This is a genomic window from Dokdonia sp. LLG6352-1 (assembly GCF_045055815.1).
GTDB lineage: Bacteria > Bacteroidota > Bacteroidia > Flavobacteriales > Flavobacteriaceae > Dokdonia > Dokdonia donghaensis.
Genome location: NZ_CP159329.1, coordinates 2800179 through 2820412, shown reverse-complemented (window position 1 = coordinate 2820412; position 20234 = coordinate 2800179). Strand labels below are relative to the sequence as shown.

Here is a 20234-nt window from a genome sequence, read left to right as displayed (position 1 = left end):
GCACTTCAAGATTGCAAAGCACTTATCTTTGCGCTATGTCTACACTTGTACAAATAAATGTTCTCCCACACCAAGCCGAAGATGATGACTACATCGCAGAGGTTGCTTTTAAAAAAGCCCGACTTCGTGCAGACGACGTGCGTGAGTGGGATATACGTAAGCGCTCTATAGACGCTCGTAAATCACCGGTAAAAATATCGCTACAAATAGAGTTTTGGAAAAAAGGCGAGGAGCGACCTAGTATCCCTCCATTTGTGCCTCAAGATGTTTCTAACGCTCCAGAGATAGCCATTATAGGAGCTGGTCCTGCTGGACTGTATGCCGCATTACGCGCCGTAGAAGGGGGACTAAAACCCATAATTTTTGAGCGAGGTAAAGATGTAAGAGCTAGAAGACGAGATCTTGCGGCTATAAATAAAGATCATATTGTTAATCCTGATTCAAACTACTGTTTTGGAGAAGGAGGCGCAGGCACTTACTCAGACGGTAAGCTTTATACACGATCAAAAAAGCGTGGTAATGTACTTAAAGCTCTAGAGTGGTTCGTACACTTTGGCGCGGTAGAAGATATACTAGTAGATGCGCATCCTCACATAGGTACAAACAAGCTTCCTAAAATTATTACGGCGATGCGTGAGGCTATTATAGCACACGGCGGTGAAGTACGTTTTGATACGAAACTCACAGATCTCAAAGTGGTGGATAACCAGATTACGGCTATACAAGTAAATGATACAGATTGGCTAGATTTTGATAATGTGATACTAGCGACCGGTCACTCGGCGAGAGATATATTTTACTTACTTCATAAGCGTAATATTAAGATTGAGGCAAAGCCATTTGCCATAGGTGTACGTATAGAGCACCAGCAAGAACTTATAGATGATATACAGTATCACTCAGATGGTGATAATCCTTATTTACCTCCAGCGTCTTATAGTCTAGTACAGCAGGTAGACGGTATGGGGGTCTACTCTTTTTGTATGTGTCCAGGTGGTATTATAGCACCTTGTGCAACAAGTCAAGAAGAAGTAGTGACAAACGGCTGGAGTCCCTCTAAGCGTGATAATCCGTATGCAAACTCAGGTATTGTCGTGAGTGTAACTCCAGAAGATTTGCCTAATTATAAAAAGGATGATCCCTTTGTATGTCTTGATTTTCAAAAGTCTGTAGAGCGTGCTTGCTGGGAAGCCGCAGGAAAAACCCAAGCAGCACCTGCACAGCGTATGCGCGACTTTGTAGACGGTCGGGTGTCAAAAAACTTCCCAAAGACGTCATATCAACCCGGTATTGTTTCTGTAGATCTCAATAAAGTTTTACCAGATATTTTATCTAAACGTTTAAAGAAGGCGTTTAGAGCTTATGGTAGAAAGATGAAGGGCTACCTTACTAATGATGCCGTAATACACGCACCAGAGAGTAGAACGTCATCACCCGTATCCATACCACGTGAGTGGGAAACCCTAGAGCACGTAGAGGTAAAAGGCCTTTATCCTTGCGGGGAAGGAGCTGGATATGCTGGAGGTATCATCTCTGCAGCCATAGATGGTATAAATTGTGTTGATAAGATTATTGAAAAGAAGCAGGCGTAAAGTAACACAACTCTTACAAGTCCGTTTTTAAAATCCTATTTTTACAAAGTGAGTAAAAAGGTAAAAATAATAGAGTGTCCTCGTGACGCGATGCAAGGCATAAAAGATTGGATTCCTACGGAGTCTAAAATACAGTATATCCAGTCGCTACTGCGTTGTGGTTTTGATACGATAGACGTAGGTAGCTTTGTGTCTCCTAAAGCAATCCCTCAGATGAAAGACTCTGCAGAAGTATTGCATAGCCTTGACCTCTCAAAAACAGATAGTAAACTTCTTACCATAGTCGCAAACCTGCGTGGTGCGCAAGATGCTGTACAACACGAGATGGTAGACTACCTAGGTTATCCTTTTTCTATCTCAGAAAACTTCCAGATGCGTAACACGCATAAAACCATAGACCAGTCTATAGATTTACTACAAGACATTATAGAGCTCGCAGACTCAAAAAGTAAAGAGCTTGTAGTTTACATATCAATGGGCTTCGGAAATCCATATGGAGACCCTTGGAATGTTGATATCGTAGGGGAGTGGACAGAACGACTAAGTAAGATGGGAGTAAAAATATTATCACTATCAGACACGGTAGGTACCTCAGACCCAGAAACTATAGACTACCTTTTTTCTAACTTAATACCAAGGTACTCAAATATAGAATTTGGAGCACATTTACATACCACACCTACTACCTGGCACGAAAAGGTAGATGCCGCTTACAAGGCAGGTTGTGTGCGTTTTGATGGAGCAATACAAGGTTTTGGCGGTTGCCCTATGGCAAAAGATGATCTTACCGGTAATATGCCTACAGAGAAGCTAGTTTCTTACTTTGCCTCTGTACAAGCATATGATAACATCAACACGATGAGTTTTGAGAGCAGCTATAACGAGGCGCTCAAAATATTTCAAAAATATCACTAGAAGAAAATAGTTTTTAGGACGCTTTCGCGAAAGCGTAATCTTACTCCCTACGAGCAAATCTATAAAAGGCAATAGACGCCACAAGCCCCACCGCCGAAAAGATGGCTAGCATCCAAAAAACAGCAAAGTGACCTTCTTTACCAGGAATACCATCAAGGTAATAGCCTATCATAGGCCCTGCAAAAATATCTGGAGTATAGCCTATAAAAGAGATAATACCCACCGCCGTACCGGTTAACTTAAGCGGTATTTTACCCTCTTGCATAACAGCAAAGTAGAGGACTCGTGCTGCATAAACTCCAAGAGCTGTGATGATGATGGTTAAGAAGAAAAGTACGGTAGTATCTTCACTAAGTATGTCTGATGCAAAAAGTATGGCTCCTATAATAGATAGTGCAAAACCCATACATAGGTAAAGTGAGGCACGCGACCTATCTGCCAGAAATCCAACGATAACACCCACTAGCGGCCTTATAAATAGTAAAAATGTACCCGTCTTTGCGGCGTCTACCTCGCTATAATTCATCACATCTTTTGCATAAAGAGAGAAGATGTCTGTGATTTTATAACCTACATAGGCACATAAAATGATGATCATAAGTAACCACACAGATGGTAGTTTAAGGACTGTTTTTATAGCATCTAGCGTAATGGTTTGCTTGTTATTTTCTTGTTGAGTCACATTAGTTTTCAAAAATAAGAGTACAATAATACCTACCAGAGCTACTATAGCAGAAGAGGCATATACAATAGTTTGGAAAGCTTCTACTTGTTGTGCACTTGTAAGTGCTACATTATCTTCTACTATAAAAAGTGAGAAGATAACAACCCCAAGCAACCCAAAAGATGCGCCTACCAGACCACGACCGCCGTCTAAAAAGCCAAAGGCTTTACCTTGATTATTAGCTCCACCCCATACACGTGTAGCTTTAATCATCGCAGCCCAAAATAAAAATATAGTCGTAAATCCCCAGAAACCGTAAAGTACCCGCAGTGTGAGCAATGATGGATTACTAGCATACACTATCCCGCCCAGAGCTGTGAGTATAAGACCTATACCCATTAGGTTTTTTGGCGGATATTTATCGGCGAGTGGGCCGCCTATTATATATGATATTAAAGCAACAATCCCATAAATGGAGAAGCAATAACCTAGTTCTGTATTTGTAATTTGAAATACGTCAAGCACTGTTGCTCTAAAAACTCTTGCTAGTACAAAAGGAAGTATAAATACTGCCTCGCCAGCTAGTACAAGTAGTATAATGTAAAAAGGAGATTGATAACGTGTGGTACTTTGCACAGAGCTGTGTATTAAATAGCTTGATAGTTTTTAGAATTATTACGCTTTATGTAACCGTCGAGTAAGCCGTTTGTTTTCTGTTGGATTTTTTTACCCATAAAGCCTGTCCAGCCTAAAAGTAATCCTGGAGTGCCCAGTGCCTGTTTTGACCACGTATACATATCAAAGGTGTCGTGATGTGCTATAATCTTTCCATCCTGAAGTTCAAACGCCGCTTGGACGTGGTTTACAACCTTTCGCTTTTTTGGGCCGTAGGTATAATGAGCCGTCCATTTTGCTGTTGCTGTATTACCAGAAACTTGGACATCACTATAATCTATAGTCATAGCCCCGTTTGAGCGCTCTATAAGCATATGCCACATAGCTTTTGCTCGATTGCCTTGAAGCTCTCCAAATGCAGGATCAGAAAATACGATATTATCGTGATAGCAAGCAGTCATCCCGCTAGCATTACCTTCTTGGAATGATTTATAAAATGTCTCTATGGTATTCATATTTTTTTGCTTTCGCGAAAGCGTCATTAAGGTTATATAACAACTATAGCGGTTTGCTATTCTTGCATTCTAAGTATACAGCGATTAGGCTGTAAGATACTTATTAAAAAAGGCAATTGTTCTATCCCAGGCTAGGGTTGCGGCCTTCTCATCATATCTAGGTGTTGTGTTATTATGAAAACCGTGATTTGCACCTTCATAAAAATGTGCTGTATGCGGGATATTATTTGCTGTGAGTACTTTTTCATAAGCAGGCCATCCAGCGTTAACGCGTTCATCAAGGCCACCATATTGAAGTAGTAGTGGTGCTTTTACCTCTGCGGCTTGCTCATCTTCTGGTTGTCTACCATAAAATGGGACCGCAGCAGCAAGATCTGGGACGAGTACTGCCATCATATTAGAAATCCATCCGCCAAAACAAAAGCCTACAACAGCAACCTTGCCATTACAATCTTTGTGGTTTTTGAGATGGTGATATGCAGCAATAAAATCTTCTAGCATTTCCAGTCTATCTCTTTTGCGTTGCATTGCACGACCCTCATCATCATTACCAGGATAGCCGCCCAGCGGTGATAGTGCATCTGGAGCTAGTGATAAGAACCCTGCCTTTGCAGTACGCCTGCCTACATCTTCTATATAAGGATTAAGACCTCTGTTCTCGTGTACCACTATGACCCCTGGTAATTTGCCAGAAGCATTTGCAGGTTTACTATATAATGCCTTGATAGACCCACCACCTTTTGGTGAGTCATAGTTTATAAATACACTTTCTATGGTAGGATCATTTTTTGGGACCGTTTGTGTAGTCTCATAATCTGGACTTATAAAACTCAAGAGTGCTGGAAGGGTCACCGCACCTACAGCAAATACAGATAATCGCTCAATAAAAACTCTGCGATCTATTTTATTATGAGCATAATCATCATAAAGGTCAAAAACTTCTTGTGAGATATCTTCTTTGCGTAGTGGTTTCATATAATAGGTGTTTAATTATTATGAGTTAATCAAGTCCTCCTTTTCTTATGGGAGAACGAGGCGTAGGCCATTCTCTTTGTTTACCAGACCTTCTATCTAGTGGGAGCACTGCTTGCTCACGAGAGGTAAATTCTGGGTCTTCACTGGCCATATATGTAAGTATTGCAGTAAGGATTACATTATTGCGTACATCATCAAAAACTATTTTGTCATAAGTGTCACGGTTAGTGTGCCACGTATAATTCCAGTACGACCAGCTCAAACTACTGAGACTAAACCCTGGAGCTCCAGCAGCTTGAAATGAAGCGTAGTCTGACCCTCCTCGTGCTGGCGCACCAGGAAATGTAGTTTCTATCTCATCTGTTATTTCCTTAGGTACAGCATTTAGCCATCTGTTTAAATAATCATAACTACGTAAGAACCCGCCACCATTAAGGCGCACAACACGACCTGTACCATTATCTTGATTAAATGATGCTTGCACTTTTTCAACAATTTCTGGGTGATCTTCTACAAAGGCTCTTGAGCCATTAAGCCCTTGTTCTTCACTTCCCCAATGACCTACTAGTATAGTACGTTTTGGGTTAGGATAGATTTTTTTAAGTACACGCATAGCTTCCATCATTACAAGAGTACCCGTTCCATTGTCTGTAGCTCCTGTACCACCATCCCAAGAGTCAAAATGAGCCGATAATATGACATACTCCTCTGGCTTTTCTGTTCCCTTTATTTCTGCTATGGTATTAAATGTAGGTACGGTACCCAGTTCTTTTGAGATTGCTGTAATATTTATTTTAGGAGTATTACCAGATTCAGATAGTCTATAAAGCATACCGTAATCTTCTAGTTCAAGATCTACGGTAGGTATTTCTTTTGTTCTAGCACTAAATATCTTATTAACTCCAAAACCTCTTGACCAGTTCGAAGTTACGATACCTACGGCTCCTGCATTTTCTAATGCTTCTGGTAAACCTCTACTAGTGTATCCCGTGCGCTGTATGTTGTCATTCCATAAGTTTGATAGAGAGTCCCGTTGTTTTTTCATTTTGGCAAACGACTTTTCGGTAGCAAACTCTTCCCAGTTATAATCTGGGCGTCCCGTGATTTGCGGTTTTGAAATAAGAACAATCTTACCCTTTACTGTTGGCAGCCATTTTTTAAACTCCGTTGCGTTTTTAATAGTAGGTAGGGTGATAACCTCTGCAGTAACACCTTCCTTTGAAGTACTTGGATTCCAGGCTAGTTGCGTACCTCTTAAACTCTGTACTCTGGGCTCAAGCATATCTATGTGAGAAATTCCTCGTTCCCATCCTCGCCATTCTCCCCATTGCTCATTGCGAGCCTCTATACCCCAAGATGCGTATTGTTGTACAGCCCAGTCATTTGCAGCTTGCATTTGTGGTGTACCCACAAGTCTTGGACCAAGCACATCTGTGATCTGGTGGGCAAGCGATTCTAACTGTGAATTTTGTGTGGCTTCCTTTATTAAAGCCTGCACCGTAGCATTGTCTCTCTGAGCTGTGAGTATTGAGCCCATAAGCATACAAAGTACAAGTGAAGTAATACGTATTTTCATTTGGATTGATTTTAGACGTAGAAGTTACGAATGATAAATCAAACTCAATTAGAAAAAGAGGCAATTAACCTCATATATGCTTTGTAATGACTAGCCGGTGCTTAAAGTTTAAGGGATAAAGTTGCCGCTTTCGCGAAAGCAAAATTCGCCCTACTCATTAGTGATAACTACGTTCTCACCATTCTCTTGGTATGAGATTTTAAAGCGATTTGTTTTAAGGTTTGCTTGTAATACAACCTTGTTTACATCATTAGACCACGTGATACCCATTTCGTTTGTAGTACTGTTTGATATAGCCATCGTACCATTAAAAGCAGGAGATGTGTTACGTAATCGTAGCATCGCTAGTTGCATTTGTACCACTGGTTTCTGTAAGCCAGATGCAATATCTTCTTGAGTAAGAGTTGTGCGGTTTATCTCTTTATGACCACCTGTCCCGGCAGCATCTGCGGCGGCATAGTCATTTTTACCTGCAAAGAGGTCTAGGTACCACACCTGTGGGATACCTGGCATAAATATTTGTAACGCTCTTGCCAGTAGTAGCTTATTATCATCTTCACCTAGCGCACTGTAAAAGGTTGCATTTACTTGGTAGTATGAGATTTTATTACCCTCTGGGTCATATATATTTTTAACGCGACCACCACGGTCAAGTATCGTATCTATAATATGCTCAATCTCTTGGTCTTTAAGTAGTCCTTGGTGTGTATTTCCTTCTTTATCTATGATGCCCTTAAGGTCTAAAACAGGGATTCCGTCGTGGCAACCTAGCATATTTACTGTCTTATAGCCCTTTGTAACAACTTCTGTTGCCCATTTTGTGAGCGCCGTATTATCACCAGTCTCAATGGTATGAATCACTAGACCCGGAAAGAAAAAATCATAAATCTGATATCCCTCGCTTGCCACCTCGTCGTGTAAACCTAGTCCATACTCTGAGTGTATTTCTGGTAAAAGGGTAAGATCATACTTTTCGGCAATCTGGCGTATGCGCTCTAAGTAGGTCCAGGTGCCGGGTTTATTAAAAAAGTTAGTCTGTCCTACTTCTTTATGTAAGTAAGCAAAGGCATCAAGACGTAGTATCTTACATCCAAAACTTGCCACCTTGCGCAGTGTTTCATCATAAAAATCCCATACTTCTGGCGCATTTGCATTTACATCCATCTGGCCCAGGTATGATCTATTTTTATGTACTATGTTTAATACATCTTGCTTGTGGGGTTGTACGCTTTCGCGAAAGCGTAATTCCTCTAGTATTCCTCCTGCCTCAATGGTGTCATTAATAAGAGTTATAGTGTGATCTTTATCATCTTGTGATAGACCTAGATGTGCTATGTCTTCAAGAGTAATGGGTTGTAGGGTAATTTTTTGGTAAAAGGTATTCCAGTAAGGGTGCTCTGTGCCGTCTGGAAAAAGTACGTTAAGCACAGGTAGGCCTGGCTTACGCATAAATAACTTATCGAGATATTGCTTTTCTGGAACTGCAACGCCATCTTTATAAGTTGCGGTATGATTTTTCCAGAAGTTATTCCAGTCTATAAAGAAGTCTTTATAAGGTGATGCGTCACCGTTTTTTAATATATCCTTAAACTGTGGAGAACCTACAGAAAGGTGGTTGAGCACAATATCAAATTTGAGCATAATATCTAGCTCTTTAAGTGCGTCAAGATCTGCTTGAGAGACAAGCTCTTTATTAATATTATAATCTACGATAGAAAACCCTCTGTCTAAATCACTATTAAAAAAGGTAGGTAAGACGTAAAATAACGAAAATACATCCTTAAGCGCTGGTTCTTGAAGCAATGCAACGATATCACTGAGGTTAGTACCTATGCTATCTGGATATGCGTTAAGCATAACGCCGTTAGGGATTTGCGAAGTATTTTTTGCCATATCGGTAGTTCTTTGTGTTAACAGGTAAAGACCGTGTTTGAGTAGTTAAAAATAAAGAATCTTTGCTAGTCACAAATAGATATGCACCTACAATTATAATGTTGTATGCTACAGTACCTGTACTAAGCTATAAAAAGAAGTTACAACACTAAAAGTCCTTTTTCTTTAAGTGTTTCCAGAGGTTTTGAAAACCAAAAAAGCTCAAAGTGCTCAAACTGTTCTTCATACGAGCTTTTAAGTTTTGAGAAAGTCATTAACTGCTCACTCTGAGGGATTAGAGCCGGTAGTATAGTAATAAGCCATCTCGCTTCTTCCTCGCTGAGAGTAATTGTAAACTCGTCACTTGTGGTGTGAAATAGGAGTGTGGCAAGCTGTCTCTTTTTCTTTGAGAAGTAACTCACGATAGGCGTTGTACCTATCCAAACTATTTTTGCCGTAGGTTTTACACTTAGTTTTGCCTCTGTGTTGAGACAGTCTTCTATGTAATATGGATCTATAGTAGATGGAGGGATATTAAAATCAAACCAGTCTTGTAACGGCATATCGAAGCCTATACCGTGCATATAATTAAAGAGCGATTTCTTGAGTCCGTAGCTAAAGCTAGCGTGGTCTATCCCTGTGCTATCTGTAAAGTCTACATCATTATTTGCAAAGGTAATCTCATTATAATGGGGTGTCACACCATATGCTTCTGGATCTTGCCCTACGGGACTGTGAGCTGTAAGCGCAAACTGATGCCAAAATCCAGATTGTATAATACCTAACTCAAAGAGCTGTCTTACCATCTCAAGGCTATCTACCGTTTCTTGTACCGTCTGTGTGGGATATCCATACATAAGGTAGGAGTGCACCATAATGTTTGCCGCTGTAAAATTACGAGTAACTTGTGCCACTTGTGCAACCGTCACACCTTTGTCTATAAGTTTAAGCAGCCTATCTGAAGCTACTTCAAGCCCTCCAGACACGGCAATACATCCAGATTCTTTAAGAAGTAAACATAGATCTGCAGTAAAGTTTTTTTCAAATCTAATATTTGTCCACCAGGTTACTACAAGCCCTCTTCGCAGTATTTCTAATGCTACGGCTTTCATAAGAGCCGGAGGAGCAGCTTCATCTACAAAGTGAAAACCGTTTTCGCCCGTTTGAGCGATAAGCGCTTCCATACGGTCTACAAGCGTGCGTGCTGCAACAGGTTCATAAATCTTTATGTAGTCTAGTGAGATATCACAAAAAGTACATTTACCCCAGTAGCAGCCGTGTGCCATTGTGAGTTTGTTCCATCTACCATCACTCCAGAGGCTATGCATAGGGTTTGCAATCTCTATCACAGAGATATACTCATCTAGTAGCAAGTCATTATAATCTGGAGTTCCTACTTGTGCTTGCTTATAGTCTTGTCTTGCCGTGTTATTTTTATAAACCACAGCACCATTTTCTATGAGAAACGTACGTTTATAGGTTGGGTTTTCTACTTTATGTATCACTGCATCTATGAGCAGTGCAACAGGTAGCTCGCCATCATCTAGAGTGATAAAATCTATAAACTCAAAAACTCTGGTATCTGTAATAGAGCGCAGCTCTGTGTTAGGAAACCCGCCGCCCATAGCCACTTTTACCTCCGGGTAATTTTCTTTGATGTAAGCACCACATCTTAGGGCGCTGTATAAATTTCCGGGAAAAGGTACTGAGAGTAGTACTAGTTTTGGAACGCTTTCGCGAAAGCGGGCTTCTAGCAACCCAATGGTTATCTCATCTATATATGTGAGTTCTTGCTGTAACTCGTTATATAATTCGTCGAAGTTATTTGCGCTTTGACCTAGACGTTCTGCATATCTACTAAAGCCAAAATTTGGGTCTACACATTCTACTAGAAAATCTGATAAATCTTCTAGATACAAGGTAGCAAGATGCTTTGCTCTGTCTTGCATTCCCATTTCACCAAAAGCCCAAGAGAGATCATCTAGTTGCTCAAAACGAGAGGCACGCGGTAAGAAGTTATCTGTACAAATGAGTCTAGCAAGCGTCTGGTTTTTACCTTGTAAGAAGGCAATTATTCTATCTAGCGGTTGCACGTACTGCGTACTAAGTGCGAGTATGCGCTGTGCATTTTCTGAGAGTGATAGGTCTTGTGTTTTTACACTATCAAATATTTCTTGAAAGCTATCACTGGTAAATAAATTGAGTATTACCTCAATACCCAGATCCATCTGGTAGCTTGTAATATCTATAGTATTAAGAAAACCTTTTATGTATGCTGTTGCCGGGTATGGCGTGTTAAGCTGTGTAAAGGGTGGTGTTATGAGAAATACGTCTTCCAATAGATTGAGAGGCTCTTTTGTGAGGTGCAAAGATAGTTTAATATCTTACTATCGTTGTGCTGCGATTATTTCTCCTACGGCTTTTTGATACTTCATAGGGTTGCTTGCTTTTTTTATAGCCTTAAAAACCTTCTGTGGGTTGTGTGTAGATTGTGCAAAAAACTCCCAGAAGCCTTGCATTTTCATTTTGATAGGAGTGGGGCCAGAGAGGGCAGCATCATATTGTGCATAAATCTCATCGTGAAACTCTCTAAAGATTGCCCATCTATTTTCTGGATAGGCAGTAGTATCTGCCTTAATCATACTTGGTAAAAAAGGATCTGCAATAAGACCGCGACCTATCATAAAATGCTCGATAGAAGGGAAGCGCGCTCTCATTTTTCTAAACTGTGCTACCGTTGTGATATCACCGTTGTAATATAATTTGTGTTTTGCCGTGTCTATGCATTTTTGAAAACCTTCAAGATCTACTCCGCCTTTATATAATTGCTTACCTAGACGTGCGTGTATAGCCACACTCTTGAGCGGGTATTTTTCAAGAATAGGAAAAGAATCTATAATCTCTCCTGGACTTTCATAACCCAGTCGCATTTTCATTGAGATGGTAACATCTGTTTCCGTATGCGCACGGTCAAGTATGTGGTCTATTTTTTCTGTATTGCAAATAAGTCCAGATCCCATACCGCTTTTTGTGACCATAGGGTAGGGACAGCCTAGATTCCAGTTAAGTTCTTTATAACCTAGCGACTGTATATATTTAATTACAAAAATAAAGTCATCTGGGTCTGCCGTCATTACTTGCGGGATGACCTCTAGCGATGTGTTTACTTCTGGATTTAAGTCTCGCTGGTAAGAGCCTTTTATAACTTGTTTTTTATTAAGTCGTATGTAAGGAGCATAGTAAGTGTCTATACCTCCAAAATATTTTTGTTGTGCATTACGAAAACGAAAATCTGTAAACCCCTGTAAGGGCGAAGAAAGGAGGTGGTAACTCATTAAAACTAGTATCTGCTGCGAAGATAATTTTAATACACCTTAGTCTCGTTATTTTGCACAAAAAGTTACACCCCTATGTATGACATTGTGCCTTACATAGGGGTGCAATAATAATAGGTGTTATCTCGGCTATATCTTAACGAGCATCTTACCGGTGTTTTTACCATCAAAGAGGTCTATAAACGCTTGCGGTATATTTTCAAAACCTTCTACAATAGTATCTTCGTGGTGAAGTTTACCTTCTCCGTACCACTTACTAAGTTGTTGTACTCCTTCTGGAAAAGAATCCATATAATTAGACACTATAAACCCTTGCATCAAGGCACTATTCTTTATTAAAAACACCTGCGGACTCACACCTGTAGGGACTTTATTGTCATTATACACGGCAATTGCACCGCAGTTTATAATACGTGCTTTCTGGTTGATATTAAAGAATACAGCGTCTGAGAGTTCTCCTCCCACGTTATCCCAGTACACATCTACACCATCTGGGCAGGTTCTCTGTATAGCAGCGTTTAGATCATCTTCTGTGTTGTAATTGAAGCCATCGTCATAGCCAAAATCTTTCTTAAGCTTTTCTATCTTTTCATCAGAGCCTGCAACACCTACCACGCGGCAGCCTTTTATTTTTGCTATTTGCCCTACGATACTTCCTACGGCGCCTGCTGCACCAGATACGAGTATGGTTTCTCCTTCTTTAGGTTTTCCTATTTCTTTAAGGCCAAAGTATGCAGTAAGACCGGTCATACCTAGAGTACCAAGATATGCGGGTAGGGGAGCATTGTCTTTTGACACTTTATGTAATTCTTCTCCAGTAGATTTCTGTATCTCTTTCCAGTCTAGCATCCCAGATACATAATCTCCTTCTTTAAAGTTGTCATTTTTGGTCGCTATAACTTTTGCCACTACACCAGAGTGTATAGGCTTATTAAGCTCGAAAGGCGGTACGTAAGATTTTGCATCTTGCATTCTTCCTCTTAGGTAAGGATCTACAGAGACGTATGTAGTTTCTAAGAGTATCTCACCATCATTTATTTCTGGTACTTGCTCTTCTGTAAATTCAAAATCACTAGATGACGGTTTGCCGCTCGGTCTATTTTTAAGTAGTATAACTTTTGTAGTATTCATATCGATTTAGTTTTAATTTAAAGTACAAGTTGTGTTGTATAATTCCTATTCCCTAGGTGATATTAGGTTTTATTTAACGCCGGTTGTAAATATGAAGTTAAGGTACTTTTGAGATGGGGTTTTATTACGCTTTCGCGAAAGCGGACTCACAAACTATAAAAGTAATTGTACTATTGAGAACAAAAAAAGCCGCCTGTCAAGAGGCGGCTTTACCGAGTATCTCACCAAAAATTGTGAGATGCAGGGGGTGGCTTATTCAAGAGTTACAACGAGATCATCTTGAGACACCATTGTTCCATCTGTCACGATTATAGATTGTACTGTACCATCTTTAAAGGCAACAACGGTAGTTTCCATTTTCATAGCTTCTATTATAAAAAGTGGGTCATTTTCTTTTACTTCTTGCCCTTTTTTGACCAGTACTTTATACAGAGAGCCTTGTAATGGAGCGCCTATGTGGTTTTCATTATCTGGATCGATTTTTATGTTTTCTACCTTTTTGATATTAAGGGAAGTATCGTGTACCTCTACAAAACGATTTTCTCCATTTACTTTAAAGAATACCGTGCGCATTCCCTCATCATTAGGAATACCAATAGAGAGTAATTTGATGATCACCGTTTTTCCAGGTTCTAGCTCAATGAGTGTTTCTTCACCTAGTTTCATACCAAAGAAGAAATTCTTAGTAGGTACGAGCGCTAGGTTACCGTATTTCTTATAGTTTTCGTGTGCTTGCTCAAAAACCTTTGGGTAGAGCATATATGATAGAAAATCTTCTATCTCTAGTGGTCTGGTAAACCCTTTTTGGAAGGTCTCTGTAAAGACTTTATACTCCTTATCAAAATCTACTGGCGCAAGGTGTGCATTAGGTCTATCTGTATAAGCTTCTTTATTTTTTAAGATAATGGCTTGTAACTTTTTTGGGAAACCACCTACTGGCTGACCTAGATCTCCTTTAAAGAAGTTTATAACAGACTCTGGGAAGGAAATGGTATCACCACGCTCCATCACATCTTCTGGTGTGAGGTTATTGGTCACCATAAAAATGGCCATATCACCTACCACCTTAGAACTAGGCGTAACCTTTACTAGGTTGCCAAACATTTTATTTACAGCGGCATACATCTTTTTTACCTCAGTAAACCTATCTGCAAGACCTAGAGCAGTTGCCTGAGGGCGCAAGTTTGAGTACTGCCCACCTGGTATCTCGTGCTGAAAGACTTCTGCCGTTCCGGCTTTAAGTCCAGACTCAAAAGGGTAGTAGAGCTCACGCGTATCTTCCCAATAATTTGAAAACTGATTGAGTTTTTCCATCTCAAATGGGTGTTCTCTATCTTGATACTTAAGCATCTCTACTACAGCATTAAAGTTAGGTTGTGAAGTTAATCCAGAAAGTCCTCCTAGAGCTACATCTACCACATCTACATTTGCCTCAATGGCCTTGAGGTAAGTAGCTGTTTGTAAAGAAGACGTGTCGTGTGTGTGCAGGTGTATAGGTACATTTACCGTGTCCTTAAGCGCTGTAACAAGTTCTGTCGCGGCATATGGTTTTAATAATCCTGCCATATCCTTAATGGCAATCATATGTGCCCCAGCATTTTCTAGGTCTTTTGCAAGTTGTGTGTAATACTTGAGGTTGTACTTAGTTTGCTTAGTATCTAGAATATCCCCCGTATAACTTATAGCACCTTCGGCTATTCCTCCTGTAAGATTACGCACGTATTGTATACTAGGTTCCATCGCTTTTACCCAGTTAAGAGAGTCAAAAATACGGAAGAGGTCTACACCATTCTCCCAAGACTTCTCTACAAACTTTTCTATAAGGTTATCTGGATATGCTTTGTAACCCACACCATTAGATCCACGAAGGAGCATCTGGAACAAGATGTTAGGTACTGCCTTGCGTAACTCTCGTAAACGTGTCCAAGGGCTCTCGTGTAAGAATCGCATACATACATCAAAGGTTGCACCTCCCCATACTTCCATACTAAAGGTGTTAGGGTGATTTTTTGCAAAACTTGATGCTACTTTGAGCATATCATAAGAGCGCATACGCGTTGCCAGTAAAGACTGGTGTGCGTCACGCATTGTGGTATCTGTAAAGTGTATTTTTTTCTCCTCTAGTAACCACTTACAAAATACCTCTGGACCTAGCTCTGTAAGCATATCTTTTGTCCCTTTTGGAAACGGATCAGACAGGCTGTAAAGTGGCACTTTTGGGGTTGTAAATACCTTTTTTGGATCTTTTGTTTTTACATCACTATTACCATTTACACTCACATCTGCCAGAAACTGAACAACCTTAGAGGTACGATCTTGAGAAAGTTTAATATTAAATAGGGAAGGAGTATTCTGAATGAAATTTACTGTGGTCTCTCCATTTTTAAAAACATCTGTCTGTATGACATTTTGAAGAAAATGAATGTTGGTCTCTACACCACGTATTCTAAATTCTTTTAAGGCGCGCACCATCTTACGTATTGCACCATCCAGCGTTCTTCCGTGAGCAGATACTTTTACAAGCATCGAATCAAAAAATGGACTCACTTTATACCCTTGATAAATGCTACCGGCATCTAGACGTATGCCCATACCAGAGGCGCTACGGTAGGTTGTTATCTTTCCGTAATCTGGTGTAAATTTATTAGTAGGGTCTTCTGTGGTAAGTCTACACTGTATTGCAAAGCCGTAAGTACCTATAGACTCTTGTCCATAAATCTTTATCTGCTTATCTGATAGTTTATAACCACCAGCCACAAAGATTTGTGTCTTTACAAGGTCAATACCTGTAACCATTTCGGTTACTGTGTGCTCTACTTGTATACGTGGGTTAACCTCGATGAAGTAAATATTATCATCTGCATCTACGAGAAACTCTACAGTACCTATGTTGTTATAATTTACCTCTGTAGCAATAGCTACAGCATACTTATAAAGGTTATCGCGTAGCGTTTGTGATAAGTTATATGAAGGAGCCATTTCTACCACCTTCTGGTGCCTGCGCTGTACAGAGCAATCACGTTCATAAAGGTGTCTTATATTACCGTGTGTGTCTGCTACTATTTGTACTTCTATATGTTTTGGATCTTCTACATATTTTTCTAAAAACATTGTATCATCTCCAAAAGAGTTGAGCGCCTCATTACGTGCAGAGTCAAAACTAAGCTGTAAATCTTCTTCCTTACGTATGATACGCATACCGCGACCACCGCCACCAGAGGCAGCTTTGAGCATTACTGGGTATCCTATTTTTCTAGCTTCACTTAGGGCAGTTTCTAGTGAATCTAAGTCTTTTTTATTACTCTCTATTATAGGTACTCCACAAGATTGTGCTACTTTTTTTGCGGTGATTTTATCACCTAGTGCATCCATTACTTCTGGCTCAGGGCCAATAAATATAATGCCATTTTTTGCACATCTTCTTGCAAATTCTGAGTTTTCAGATAAGAAGCCGTAGCCGGGGTGAATGGCATCTACATTTTTAGATTTTGCTAGATCAATGATTTGATCCATATCTAAATAGGGTTTGAGCGGCTCATTATCTGCTCCTATCTGGTAAGACTCATCTGCTTTGTTGCGATGTTGTGAGTATCTATCTTCATAGGTGTAGACAGCTACGGTTGCAATATTAAGTTCTGTACAGGCACGCAGTACTCTAATAGCAATCTCCCCGCGATTTGCGACGAGGACTTTTTTAATTTTCATTGTGTAAAATAGGTTGTTGTGTTACGAAATCGTTGTAGTAGTAGGGTACAAAAAAAGCCACTTCGATAGGGAAGTGGCTTTGTTGATATTAAATTTTCGCGCAAGCGAATACATAAACATTTAAGTCATTTTCAATACGTAATCTAGTACACATAGTTTTAGTGACTTAAAAAAATGTATTATCCGTCAAAGCGGTATTTACCATTTTCTTCAACATCTGCAGCAATCTGGTTGCGCAGTGCGATTACATTAGGTTGGTTTGTATACTTTGTAAAACGTTTAAGTCCCATAAGCATCATACGTTGCTCATCACCTTCGGCAAAAGAGATAATAGCTTCTTTTGCTTTAGTCTGGATGATATCTACAGCGTTAAATAGGTATAGTTGAGACATTGCAACCTGTGTTGCTTGACTCTCTAGACCAGTGCGCTTAATGTTTTTCTCAGTACGTAGTATAGCACTCTCTGCCATATAGATTTCTATAAGAATATCTGCAGCTGCCATAAGTAGTTGCTGATTTTTCTCTAGCTCTGTTCCAAACTTTTGAGCTGCAGATCCTGCAACCATAAGGAATACTTTCTTAAGGCTCTTGATAAGTGCTTTTTCTTCAGAAAGTGTCTCAGAGTAATCTGGAGTGTCAAAAGAAGGGATACCCATAAGTTCATCCTTTACAGCCATTGCTGGTCCCATAAAGTCTACGTGTCCTTTCATTGCTTTCTTTACCATCATACCTACAGCGAGCATACGGTTAATCTCATTTGTACCTTCATAGATACGAGAGATACGTGCATCACGCCAAGCAGACTCCATAGGAGTATCTGCACTGAAGCCCATTCCTCCAAAAATCTGGATACCTTCATCTGTAGTATTCTGTACATCTTCAGATACTGCAACCTTAAGGATAGAACACTCTATAGCATACTCCTCAACACCTTTAAGCTCTGCTTCTTGGTGTGTGTTACCTTCTGCCTGACGCATAACGATACGGTCTTCAATGTTTTTGGCAGCACGGTAAGATGCAGACTCATCTACATATACGTTTGTAGCCATAAGCGCAAGTTTTTGCTTAATTGCTCCAAAGTTTACAATAGGAGTTTTAAACTGTACACGCTCTTTTGCATACGTTACAGCCTCATTTATCACACGTCTCTGTGCATCAAGACAAGCAGCTGCAAGTTTAATACGACCTACGTTAAGTGCGTTCATTGCGATTTTAAAACCGTTACCACGGTCAGAAAGCATATTCTCTACGGGTACTACTGTATCATTAAAGAAGACCTGACGAGTAGAAGAAGAGTGTATACCTAATTTCTTTTCTTCTTCACCTAGTGTGATTCCATTAGAAGGATCATTTTCTACGATAAATCCTGTAATGTTTTTATCATCTTCTATTCTAGCAAAAACGATAAATAGATTACAGAAACCGGCGTTAGAAATCCACATTTTTTGTCCAGAAATCTTATAGCTCTTTCCATCTTCAGATAGAACGGCTTTTGTTTTTCCAGAGTTTGCGTCAGATCCTGCACTAGGCTCTGTAAGACAGTATGCTCCAAACCACTCACCAGTAGCAAGTTTTGGTACATATTTTTTCTTTTGCTCTTCATTACCATAAAGTGTGATAGGCATTGTACCTATCCCAGTATGTGCTCCAAAGGCAGTACTAAAAGATCCAGTAGCTCCAGAAATGTAATCACAAACAAGCATTGTAGATACAAATCCCATCCCAAGACCATCATACTCTTCTGGTACAGCAACACCTAGTAAACCTAGTTCACCAGCTTTGCGCATAGTCTCCTCTGTGTATGCATAATCTTTCTTTTCAAAACGCTCCCAGTGTGCCCAAAGATCGCGGTCTACAAATTCTCTTGTAGATTCACGCATCATCTTTTGCTCTTCATTAAGATCTTCCATTGTGAAGACATCTTCACAAGCTGTTTCCTTTACGATAAATTGACCACCGCGTAGGATATCATTTTTTGTTGTTTCTGTGCTCATTGCTATTGCTAATTAATTTTTTTCTTTCTCTATAAGAAATATGTACTATAATTTTTTGTTTTTACGCTTTCGCGAAAGCGGAATTACTTCAAGAATTCATAAATCCCTGCAGCTCCCTGTCCGGTACCTACACACATTGTAACCATACCGTATTTACCTGACATATCACGCTTGCGCATCTCGTCAAATAACTGTACTGATAGTTTACCTCCAGTACATCCTAATGGGTGACCTAATGCGATCGCTCCACCATTTACGTTTATAATATCTGGATCAAGTCCTAACTCGCGTATTACTGCAAGTGACTGTGATGCAAATGCCTCGTTAAGCTCGATAAGCTCAATATCATTTTGCTTAAGTCCAGCTTGTTTAAGCGCTTTTGGAATGGCAGCTACGGGGCCTATACCCATTATACGTGGTGGTACACCTGCTGCTGCATAATTTACCATACGTGCGATAGGCTCGATGTTAAGTTCTTTTACCATCTCCTCACTCATAACCATTACAAAGGCTGCACCATCACTCATTTGTGAAGAGTTACCAGCAGTTACACTTCCTCCAGCAGCAAATACTGCTCTAAGTTTTGCAAGTGCTGCTTTATTTGTTCCTGCACGAGGACCTTCATCCTTGTTTACTGTATAAGATTTTGTAGCTTTCTTACCGTTTGCATCTATATACGTTTGCTCTACATCTATAGGTACAATCTGGTCTTGAAAACGATCTTCGGCTAGTGCGCGTAGGGCTTTCATATGTGAGTTATATGCAAACTCATCTTGATCTTCACGAGAGATGTTAAATTCATTTGCTACTGCCTCTGCGGTGTTACCCATTCCCCAGTAGTAATCTTCGTGTCCAGACTTTACTACGGTATCGTAGTTAAGTTCTGGTTTAAATCCTGTCATAGGTACAGAAGACATAGACTCTGCTCCACCGGCGATAATACAATCACCCATACCAGCTTGAATCTTTGCTACTGCCATCCCTATAGTTTCTATTCCAGAAGAACAAAAACGGTTTACAGTTACACCAGGTACGTCTATTACGTCTAGTCCCATAAGAGATATAAGACGCGCCATATTAAGACCTTGAGATCCTTCTGGCATTGCGTTACCTACGATAACGTCATCTATTCTCTTTTTATCAAATTCTGGCAGCTCCTTCATCATATACTGAATCGTTTCTGCAGCAAGCTCATCTGCTCGCTTGAATCTAAAGACACCTTTGGGAGCTTTCCCAACGGCTGTTCTATATGCTTTTACTATATATGCTGTTTTCATTTTAGTTTGCTTTTGGCTATAAGCTGAAAGCTTTAAGCGGTTTATCATTGCCTATAGCTTAGCGCTTA

The 20234-nt window shown here is 40.0% G+C and carries 13 protein-coding genes; 2 read left to right on the top strand and 11 right to left on the bottom strand.

All coding sequences use genetic code 11. The features are described from left to right. Nucleotides 1-35: 35 nt before the first annotated feature. Together ABVM49_RS12590 and ABVM49_RS12585 are read left to right on the top strand one after the other, a co-directional pair. On the top strand, nt 36-1592 hold the full coding sequence (locus tag ABVM49_RS12590; RefSeq protein WP_405202240.1) for an NAD(P)/FAD-dependent oxidoreductase: 1557 nt from the start codon (nt 36-38) through the stop codon (nt 1590-1592). 48 nt (nt 1593-1640) lie between these two features. Next, nucleotides 1641-2507 carry a hydroxymethylglutaryl-CoA lyase gene (locus tag ABVM49_RS12585; protein ID WP_405202239.1) on the top strand — a complete coding sequence of 289 codons (867 nt, stop codon included), beginning with the start codon at nt 1641-1643 and terminating at the stop codon, nt 2505-2507. Between the two features lie 40 nt (nt 2508-2547). Here the strand turns inward: ABVM49_RS12585 and ABVM49_RS12580 are convergent, their stop codons facing one another. The 11 genes from ABVM49_RS12580 to ABVM49_RS12530 form a co-directional block, all read right to left on the bottom strand. Continuing rightward, nucleotides 2548-3807 (bottom strand): nitrate/nitrite transporter, encoded by a 1260-nt coding sequence (locus tag ABVM49_RS12580; RefSeq protein WP_405202238.1) that lies wholly within the window; start codon nt 3805-3807, stop codon nt 2548-2550. An 11-nt stretch (nt 3808-3818) separates the two neighbouring features. Beyond that, nucleotides 3819-4301 carry a nuclear transport factor 2 family protein gene (locus ABVM49_RS12575; protein WP_405202237.1) on the bottom strand — a complete coding sequence of 161 codons (483 nt, stop codon included), beginning with the start codon at nt 4299-4301 and terminating at the stop codon, nt 3819-3821. A gap of 84 nt (nt 4302-4385) precedes the next feature. Continuing rightward, complete coding sequence (locus tag ABVM49_RS12570) at nt 4386-5276, bottom strand: dienelactone hydrolase family protein (RefSeq protein WP_405202236.1); 891 nt, start codon at nt 5274-5276, stop codon at nt 4386-4388. A gap of 25 nt (nt 5277-5301) precedes the next feature. Then, nucleotides 5302-6852 carry a M20/M25/M40 family metallo-hydrolase gene (locus ABVM49_RS12565; RefSeq protein WP_405202235.1) on the bottom strand — a complete coding sequence of 517 codons (1551 nt, stop codon included), beginning with the start codon at nt 6850-6852 and terminating at the stop codon, nt 5302-5304. A 150-nt stretch (nt 6853-7002) separates the two neighbouring features. Further along, nucleotides 7003-8745, bottom strand: a complete 1743-nt coding sequence (locus ABVM49_RS12560; protein WP_405202234.1) for a glycosidase — start codon at nt 8743-8745, stop codon at nt 7003-7005. Between the two features lie 140 nt (nt 8746-8885). Continuing rightward, nucleotides 8886-11063, bottom strand: coding sequence for a B12-binding domain-containing radical SAM protein (locus ABVM49_RS12555; RefSeq protein WP_405202232.1), 2178 nt, complete (start codon nt 11061-11063; stop codon nt 8886-8888). 48 nt (nt 11064-11111) lie between these two features. Then, entirely contained in the window at nt 11112-12059 is a 948-nt protein-coding gene (locus tag ABVM49_RS12550; RefSeq protein WP_405202231.1) for a tRNA dihydrouridine synthase, read from the bottom strand. A gap of 129 nt (nt 12060-12188) precedes the next feature. Continuing rightward, on the bottom strand, nt 12189-13190 hold the full coding sequence (locus tag ABVM49_RS12545; protein WP_405202230.1) for an NADP-dependent oxidoreductase: 1002 nt from the start codon (nt 13188-13190) through the stop codon (nt 12189-12191). Between the two features lie 252 nt (nt 13191-13442). Next, nucleotides 13443-16895, bottom strand: a complete 3453-nt coding sequence (locus ABVM49_RS12540) for a pyruvate carboxylase (protein WP_405202229.1) — start codon at nt 16893-16895, stop codon at nt 13443-13445. Nucleotides 16896-17074: 179 nt separating this feature from the next. After that, a complete protein-coding gene (locus ABVM49_RS12535) occupies nt 17075-18889 on the bottom strand; it encodes an acyl-CoA dehydrogenase family protein (RefSeq protein ID WP_405202228.1) in 1815 nt (604 codons plus the stop codon). Nucleotides 18890-18972: 83 nt separating this feature from the next. Further along, nucleotides 18973-20166: an acetyl-CoA C-acyltransferase gene (locus ABVM49_RS12530; protein ID WP_405202227.1), complete on the bottom strand. Its 1194-nt coding sequence runs from the start codon at nt 20164-20166 to the stop codon at nt 18973-18975. Nucleotides 20167-20234 lie beyond the last annotated feature (68 nt).